Source organism: Methylophaga sp. (genome assembly GCF_009711715.1).
Classification (GTDB): Bacteria; Pseudomonadota; Gammaproteobacteria; order Nitrosococcales; family Methylophagaceae; genus Methylophaga.
Window position 1 is genome coordinate 1 of the sequence record NZ_VENF01000029.1, and the last position, 7,415, is coordinate 7,415.

Genomic DNA, 7,415 nt, shown 5'->3' on the forward strand with positions numbered 1-7,415 from the left:
TTGACCCAAAGGCCGAAGAAGATACTGAAACTCGAGCTAAATTAAAATTAATAGTGGCTTGGAGGCCAGTAAATACGGGGCCTTCAACGGTTTTTGCAGTATTTGGAGGCAAAATCCCTAGGACCCCATAAGTCAGCAGCCAGGGCATATCCAGCCCCATCAGCATTTTAATCAGGGAACGATAATTTTCCTCGGCCCCGTCACTGACCGCATTGCCGGATGAAATCAGAAAATCAGCCCTGGATTGATTCAACTGGGGAATAAATTCTTTCTGGAAAATGCTTGAGGAGTTGTTGATATTGCCAACCACAATAAACTGGAATGCGTCTTTGCTTTGCAGACGCTGCTTGATACTGGCGATTTCTGAAAGGTGTAATGAAGCATATTGCGTGTCGGACAAATTGAGATATATCTGATACCCCACCAGCAGCAAAATCAACGTGGCGTTGAAATAATAAATCGTTTTCAGCTTCGTTTTACGTAGCATGAGAATTGTTATTTGAGGGGGGAAATTGATAAGCGCATAGCCACGCCGATCATATCAGCTGGCGCTTAACCATAAAGACTGACAGGTCTCATTCATAGCCTGGTAGCAAGTCCCAGAACTTAAATATGAATTCCAAATAATTTCAGGCCTGTCAGCATTAAAAAATAACAAAGGACAGTGACAGCAATGGCTATTAACATGCTCAGGTAAAAGCTGAAGCCATTTTTCAGCAAAGCCGGCAACGCGAGGAATAAAGCCAGGGAAGGGATGACCAGCCAGAATATGCTGGTAGCCAGTGCGCTGATTTTGGCTGTATCACCGGTTTCGTGATACAGCCAAATCATGGCAATGACAGAGACTAGTGGTACCGAGGCCAGAATGGCCCCCAGCACGGAGCTTCGCTTTGCAACTTCAGAGATCGCCACAATCAGCACCGCACTGACAAGAACTTTAGTCATGTAATACCACATTGTCTTATCCCTTATTTTCTGGACAGCCGCTCCTGGCGACGATGAGCCAGAATATAGAGTGCCGGTAACACCACCAGGGTCAGCAAGGTTGACGAGATAATACCGCCAACTACAACGGTTGCCAGAGGACGCTGCACCTCAGCACCGGTGCCGGTATTGAGTGCCATTGGTAAAAAGCCCAGACTCGCGACCAGGGCAGTCATCAACACGGGCCGCAAACGCTGCATGGCGCCACTTCGGACTGCAATCAGCAGGGTTTCCCCCTTGTCACGCAGTTGCCGGATAAACGACAACATGACGATACCATTCAACACAGCAATACCTGACAGGGCGATAAAACCCACCGCCGCCGAAATCGATAGCGGCATGTCTCTCAGTGTTAAAGATAATATCCCGCCTGTCAGCGCCAGTGGAATACCGGAAAAGACCAGCAGGGCATCTCTGAAGGATTTAAAAGCGCTTATCAGCAGTCCGAGGATCAGTAACAGCGTGACCGGCACCACAATCGACAATCGCTGGGTGGCAGACTGCAGTTGCTCAAAGGTACCGCCATAATCGACCCAGTAACCCGCGGGCATCGGCAGTTCATCATTAATCGCTGTCTGCAGATCGCTGATAAAGGAAGCCAGGTCCCGTTCAACCACATTGGCTGACACCAGAACATGGCGCTTGCCGTTCTCACGGTTGATTTGGTTAGGACCGACATACTTTTCAATATGCGCTATTTCCCCCAGCGGGACATAAGACAAATCAGGCTCATCACTATGTGGCAGTGCCACTGGTAACCTGGACAGGTAATCGACGTCTGTCCTTTTATCTTCAGCCAGCCTGACCACCAGTTTGAAACGTTTATCGCCCTCATATATCAGGCCGACATCACGGCCACCAACAGCCGTTTGGACCGTCTGCTGCATATCACTGACACTGAGACCCAGCAGAGCAAGATGATCACGATCGGGTTCAATTGATAACATCGGCAGTCCCGTTATCTGCTCCATGCGGACATCGGCGGCACCGTCTACGCCGTTAATGATATTAATGGCAGACTCGCCAATAGCATTCAGCTGTTCCAGATCATCACCGTAGATCCGGACGGCCACATCGGCCCTGACACCGGCAATCAGCTCATTGAAACGCATCTCAATCGGCTGGGTAAATTCATATTTATTGCCAGGTACGACTTCCACGGCTTCACGTAATTGATCCAGAAACCCGGCCTTGGTCTGTGTGGGGTCGGCCCATTCACTGCGTGGTTTGACGATGATATAGGTATCAGCCACACTCGGCGGCATCGGATCGGTCGCAATATCCGGGGTACCGATTTTCGAGAATACCCGTTCCACCTGGTCAAACTCGCGAATGACGCTTTCCAACTGATTCTGCATCTCAACTGACTGCTCAAGACCGGTACCACTGATACGAAGCGCGTGCATGGCAATATCGCCTTCATCCAGTTTAGGCAGAAATTCAGCCCCCATACGGGTAGTCAGACTCGCCGTCCAGACCACAAAAACGAGGGCCGCGACTGTCACGATCAGGGGGGCTCGCATCGCCAGCCCCAGAAAAGGCCGATAGCCAAACCGCGCGGCCCGCATCAGGATATTCTCCCGGTGCTGAACTTTGCCGCGGACAAAGATGGCCACCGCGGCCGGTACGAATGTGACGGCAAAGATGAGAGCACCGGTCAGGGCCGCCATGACAGTAAAGGCCATGGGTTCAAACATTTTGGCCTCGACACCGCCCAGGGCAAACAGCGGCAGGTACACCAGCATGATAATCAGCACGCCAAATACTGCCGGGTTGAAAACTTCACGGGTACTTTCGCTGACTTCCTGCAGACGCTCCTGCAGGGTCAGCAAACGTCCCAGACGCTGCTGGGCCAGACCGAGGCGGCGCAGTGCATTTTCCACAACAATGACGGCACCATCAACAATCAGACCAAAGTCAATTGCCCCAAGACTCATGAGGTTGCCCGACACCCGGTTATTGACCATGCCGGTCACGGCAAACAGCATACTCAGAGGAATGATTAGCGCAGTAATAAACGCGGCACGGAAGTTACCCAGCAGTGCGAACAGCACCACAATGACCAGCAGCGCGCCTTCAAGCAGATTTTTCTGCACCGTAACAATGGTTTCCTCAACCAGACTTGTGCGGTTATAGACTGCTTCGGCTTTGATGCCTTCAGGCAGGCTCCGATTGACTGCTGCCAGCTTTTCAGAAACGGCTTTGGCGACTATGCGGCTGTTTTCGCCAATCAACATAAAGGCGGTGCCGAGTACGGTCTCTTTGCCATTTTGTGTCGCAGCACCGGTGCGGAGCTGTTTGCCCAGCATCACTTCAGCCACATCACCGATCGTAATCGGCATATCATCGCGTTTTGCGATCACAACCTGACGAATATCATCCAGTGTTTTCAACTGACCCGGTGAACGAACCAGCCATTGTTCACCATAGCGTTCGATATAACCGGCACCAACATTCTGGTTGTTTTCCATCAGGGCTTTTGAAACATCAGCCAGGGTTAATTTGTAAGCGAGCAGCTTGGCCGGATCGGGGGCGACCTGATACTCACGTTCATAGCCGCCAACACTGTTGATTTCAGTGATGCCTGGCACTGTCACCAGTTGTGGACGGATTATCCAGTCCTGGATGGTTCTCAGGTCTTCAGCCGTATAAGGTTGACCGTTCTCATTCAGCGCACCTGCTTCAGCGCTGATGGCATAGGTGAAGATTTCACCCAGGCCACTGGCCACCGGGCCCAGTTGCGGTTCAGCCCCTGCGGGCAGTTCACCACGGATCGACTGTAACCGCTCACTGATTTGCTGTCTGCCCAGGTAAATATCGGTCTCGTCCTCAAACACTACAGTGACCTGTGACAAGCCATAGCGTGAGATAGAACGGGTATATTCCAGATCCGGTAAACCGGCCATGGCGTTTTCAACCAGGTAAGTGACCCGTTGTTCGGCTTCCAGTGGCGAATAGCCGGGTACTTCAGTATTGATCTGCACCTGTTTATTGGTGATATCCGGTACCGCATCAATGGGCAGTTTATAGGTGTTGTAAATGCCCAGGCCGGCGATCAGCAGGGTCAGCACCAGTACCAGCCAGCGCTGATTTATCGCGAAGCGAATAATCGAATCTATCATTGTTCGCTCCTAGTGGTCGTGGCTGGCGCCATCTTTCAGGACTTCGGCCTTGAGCAGATAGCTGTTTTGAGTGACATAGTCGGTGCCGGGGTTCAGTCCACCGGTGACTTCAATGTATTCATCGTCCTGTTGTCCCAGCTGCACCATCCTCACCTCAAACAGATTGCCGAATCGGGCAAACACGACTGGCATCTCACGAAATGTCTGTAAGGCAGAGCGTCTGACAGCCAGAGGGACCTCGATTTTCTCGGTTATCACCTTGGCAATCACATGCATGCCGGGCCGCCAGTTACCCTCCGTGTTTTTGAGCGTGCTCCTGGCGCGGGCGATATGGCCGCCGGTCATCTGCGGTGACAGATAATCCAACTCGGTCACTGCCGACTGTTCGCCATGCAAATCACTGACTTTGACCTTCATGCCTTTTGAGATCGCTTCGATATCCTGCGGAAACATCGACATTTCAACCCAGACTCTGGATAAGTCACTGACTTCCACCAAGGTGCCCATATCCGTGTGGTCACCTTTTTTAATAGGACGCAGCGTGACTTCACCGGCAGCAGGGCTGGTCACGCTATAGGTCTGCAAAGTTTGCTGGTTGAGTACGGTCAGCAGACGCTGGCCTTTTTTGACTTTATCGCCGGTGTTGACCAGCACCGACTGAACGATGCCGGGGTAGGGGGCATGAACATGAAATACGCTGTCTTCCGCTTTACTGATAATGCCGTAAACAGTCTTGGTCAGCGTTAAAGTCTGTGGCCCAGCGGTTTCCGTTTCGACCCCTGATAGTGCCAGCAGGCGATCCGGAATTTCTGCACGGCCCTCATAGCTCTCAAAGTGCCAGTGGTAATTTTTATCCTGATAGTTGGCAGAGACTTCCACTTCAAACGAGTGCGGTTCAACAATTTCCAGATCGCCCAGCAGGTAGTCGTTTTCCGGTGTAAAGTCGATCAGATCCTGCTCCCCGCCGGTCCGGTTGAGTGTGACGGTCATTTCAATCTGTTCCGGATCAATCGGATTGCCATCAGGCTGATAGGGAAATATCCGCATTTCCGGTGGAATACCGGATTCAAAAATAGTGAGTTCAAGATTCAGGGCATCACTCTGCAACAGTCGCCCGCCGTGCGGTCCTTCCGGTGGCGCTTCCTGTGTAGCATCATCATGACCATGGCCATGACCTCCTGCGGCATAGACAGCGGCATTAAAAAGCAGGGCCAGTAAAAACAGATAGAATTTCATGTTGTTTATTCCTTATCAGCGGCGACGGGAGATGAGTCATTAACCAGACCCATGCCGCTGAGTCTTTCCAGTTCCAGAAACTGCAGGTGAATGGCGTACTGTGCTTCGATAATCTCGCGCTCTATGGCATAAAGTTCATCCTGCGCATCGACCCATTGCAGCACGTTATAGATACCCAGCTTGTATCCACGCTCAACTTCCTGAAGCAGGGAATGGGCAACCGGTTCAAGTTGCTGTTTGAGGCGCTTTTCCTGTTCCAGGTTGTTCTGCATCGCTGCCCGAATCCGGCTCAATGCGATCTCCAGCCGGGTCTTCAGCAGTTCCTGGTGAGCCAGTTTTTCCTGATATTGAGCCTGTGCCCGGGCGATATTGCCCTGATTGCGGTCATTGAACTGCAAAGGCATGGAAAAATTGAAGAGTAAGGCCACATCATCATTGGCCTCGAATCGTCTTACACCGGCACCGACAGTGACATTCGCTGTGCGCTCGGCTTCAGCCAGAGACAACCTGGCTTCATTGATTCGGATCTGGGCAACAACCAGCAGATAATCCGGTGTTTCAAGCAGGGCCTGCTCAAGTTGGGTGGTATCGGGTAAGGCAGGCAGACGTGCCATATCGCCATCAACAACGTTGAAATCAGGCTCCTGTGCCCAGTTGGCAGCCAGCCTTCTGAGTGCCTGCTCATGCTGAGCATTAAGCGTGTCCTGCTTTGACTCTGACTTGGCCAGGCGTAGCTGCATCCGCATTAAATCGGCTTCACCGACTACGCCGGCATTGGCCCGTTTCTGAATCACTTGCAATGCGGCTTTTTCAGAGGCGATGCGGCGCTGGTTCCACTCCAGCAGCTGTTGCAGGCGTAAAGTGTCGTAATAATCACGTAAAGTGGCAGCAACAACGTCCAGACGCTTTACTTCAAACTCGCGCTGTAACTCGGCAGATTGCCTGTCGACGACATCAACCCGCCGCTCACGCTTGCCACCGAGTTCGAGCACCTGACTCAAAGACAAGGTGAGCTCGTGACCTGCCAGCACACGTCTGTCGCCCGTGCCCATGACATTTTCCAGTTCCACGCCCAGCACAGGATTGGGCTTTAATCCCGCCTGTAATGATTCGGCTTCCAGTGCGCGGACATGATAAGGATAGAGTTGCAGTTCAGGACTGGATGCCAGCGTGCGATCAACTGCCGTAGCAGGCTCGATAGCCAATGCCGTGCCGGATATCAGCCCGGTAAAAACGGCAACAACAGTGAGTCCTGTGCACCGTAAAAAAGTTAAAGCTTTCATGGTCAATTCCCATAGCAAATTTTCACGCTTTGAGCGTGTAAAAAAGGTTGAGTGCTACAGGTTCAGGCGTTGGGCGGGGGAATAGGGGGGGTGTAGGTACGTGATACCAGCGGGGAGTTAACCTCACCGGAAATGAGGTTAGCGGCCTTAATAAAGCTCAGACAGTCATGTTCAACCAGATCGCCGACCACATGCAGATTAAAATGGTGTGCATGATCCGCTTCATGTGCGGAACCATCAGGATGCTGATGATCAGCATCGACCAGATGTTGATGGTCTGCATCTGCATGCAGATGCTCATTCAGATGTAAAAAGGCCGAAGCACCGGTGGCAAAGACCATGCATATCAGCAGACTGATTGTGACGAAATAATTCGGCTTCACGCTAATAACTTATGTGTTGAGTCTGTTCATAGTATGACCGGAACCGGGACAAATCAAATTTGCAGCGTTGATGGCGATGATTTCAAACACCGGAACATAAATGATGCAGACCGATAAGTTCAGATGAAGTTCATAGTCTGCTTTAAGACTATTCAGCACTTCCTATGAACAATCCATCTCAGAGTTATTGAACACCGCATCTCAGCAAATTTCAGGCATCCAGACTTCCACGCTGGCTGGGTTCAGCAGAGCTTTGGGACCGTAGTTTCTCTTCCTCAGTGGGGTCCTAGGGATTTTGCCTCCAAATACTGCAAAAACCTCCGAAGCCCCCGTGTTTGCTAGCCTGTAGAGAGGCATCAATTTTTACTTATCGGCCGATAGCCCTCAATCGGCGCCATTAAATCATC

Annotated in this window: 5 protein-coding genes and 1 pseudogene; all 6 read right to left on the reverse strand. The window is 51.5% G+C overall.

The window, feature by feature from the left end:
• Positions 1-439 (reverse strand): annotated as a pseudogene (locus tag FH755_RS13715) (hypothetical protein); the annotation flags it as partial.
• Positions 440-606: 167 nt separating this feature from the next.
• The gene (locus tag FH755_RS13720; protein ID WP_292441671.1) at positions 607-945 is read right to left on the reverse strand and encodes a DUF3147 family protein; all 339 of its coding nucleotides are present in this window, start codon (positions 943-945) and stop codon (positions 607-609) included.
• A 23-nt stretch (positions 946-968) separates the two neighbouring features.
• Entirely contained in the window at positions 969-4,106 is a 3,138-nt protein-coding gene (locus FH755_RS13725; protein ID WP_292441672.1) for a CusA/CzcA family heavy metal efflux RND transporter, read from the reverse strand.
• Between the two features lie 9 nt (positions 4,107-4,115).
• Positions 4,116-5,342 carry an efflux RND transporter periplasmic adaptor subunit gene (locus tag FH755_RS13730; protein WP_292441673.1) on the reverse strand — a complete coding sequence of 409 codons (1,227 nt, stop codon included), beginning with the start codon at positions 5,340-5,342 and terminating at the stop codon, positions 4,116-4,118.
• Between the two features lie 5 nt (positions 5,343-5,347).
• Complete coding sequence (locus FH755_RS13735; RefSeq protein ID WP_292441674.1) at positions 5,348-6,625, reverse strand: TolC family protein; 1,278 nt, start codon at positions 6,623-6,625, stop codon at positions 5,348-5,350.
• Positions 6,626-6,687: 62 nt separating this feature from the next.
• Complete coding sequence (locus FH755_RS13740; RefSeq protein ID WP_292441675.1) at positions 6,688-7,008, reverse strand: hypothetical protein; 321 nt, start codon at positions 7,006-7,008, stop codon at positions 6,688-6,690.
• Positions 7,009-7,415 lie beyond the last annotated feature (407 nt).